The sequence below is a fragment of the Maribacter aquimarinus genome, from assembly GCF_047345505.1.
In the GTDB taxonomy this organism is placed as follows: domain Bacteria; phylum Bacteroidota; class Bacteroidia; order Flavobacteriales; family Flavobacteriaceae; genus Maribacter.
The window spans coordinates 1-1270 of sequence record NZ_JBLFEO010000076.1; the positions used below are offsets into that span (position 1 = coordinate 1).

General features: G+C 57.7%; 1 protein-coding gene. It reads left to right on the forward strand.

The features are described from left to right. Window positions 1-1270: hypothetical protein (locus ACKWCC_RS19315; protein ID WP_413997606.1), on the forward strand; the 1270-nt coding region annotated here is incomplete at both ends.

Below are 1270 nucleotides of genomic sequence, written 5' to 3' on the forward strand. Positions count from 1 at the left end.
CGTCGCGAACCTGGAGACATTGACGAGCATCGCCCTGAACGCGGACGACACCAACATCGACTACACGGACGAAGCGGGCAACACCACGCAATTGGACCTTTCCAACATCGTGGCGAACCTGGAAACGCTGACGAACCTTGTCAATAATGGTGACGGCACCTTTACCTATACCAATGAAGCCGGTACAAGTGAGACTATTAACTTGGTGAGCGGTCAAGCAAATAATGATATACAAGTAGCAGCAGACGGAGGTTTGTATTTGAATGTAGCCTCTGTAACCATTTCTGAAACCATCACGACACTTACGGATAATGCGGATGGTACCTTTACCTACGAAAGTGAAGACGGAACAAGCACCACAATTACGGGTACTGACGACCAGAACGCCAGCGAGGTAGCGGTTACGGACACCGCCGGGAACTTCACGGCCACTGATGTTGAGGGCGCCCTGGCGGAACTTGCCACGGGCAGCACCGACGATCAGGCCCTGACCATTACCGGGGCCAACATCCTGACCCTGGAAGATGGCGGTACCGTTGACCTGACCCCATATCTGGACAACACGGACGACCAGCAGATCACGGCCTTCAGCCTTGACAACAGCACGAACATATTGACAATCACACTAGAGTACGGCGGCACCCAGACGGTGGACTTCACCGCGGTATTGGCGGCGGCTGGCACGGACGACCAGGCCCTGACCATTACCGCGTCCAACGTCCTTACTTTGGAGGACGGCGGTACGGTGGACCTGAACCCCTTCCTGGACAACACCGATGACCAAACGGCAACCGAAGTTGCGGTCACGGACACGGCGGGTAATTTTACGGCCACGGACGTTGAGGGCGCCTTGGCGGAACTGGCCACGGGCAGCACCGACGACCAGGCCCTGACCATTACCGCGTCCAACGTCCTTACTTTGGAGGACGGCGGAACGGTGGACCTGAACCCCTTCCTGGACAATACGGACGACCAACAGATCACGGCCTTCAGCCTTGACAATACAACGGACGTGCTCACCTTGACCTTGGAGGACGGTGGCACCCAGACGGTGGACTTCACCGCGGTACTGGCGGCTGCTGGCACCGATGACCAAACGGCAACGGAAGTTGCGGTTACGGACACAGCCGGCAATTTCACGGCCACAGATGTTGAGGGCGCCCTGGCGGAACTTGCCACGGGAAGCACCGATGATCAGGCCCTGACCATTACCGGGGCCAACATCCTTACTTTGGAGGACGGCGGCACGGTGGACCTGTCCCCGTTCCTG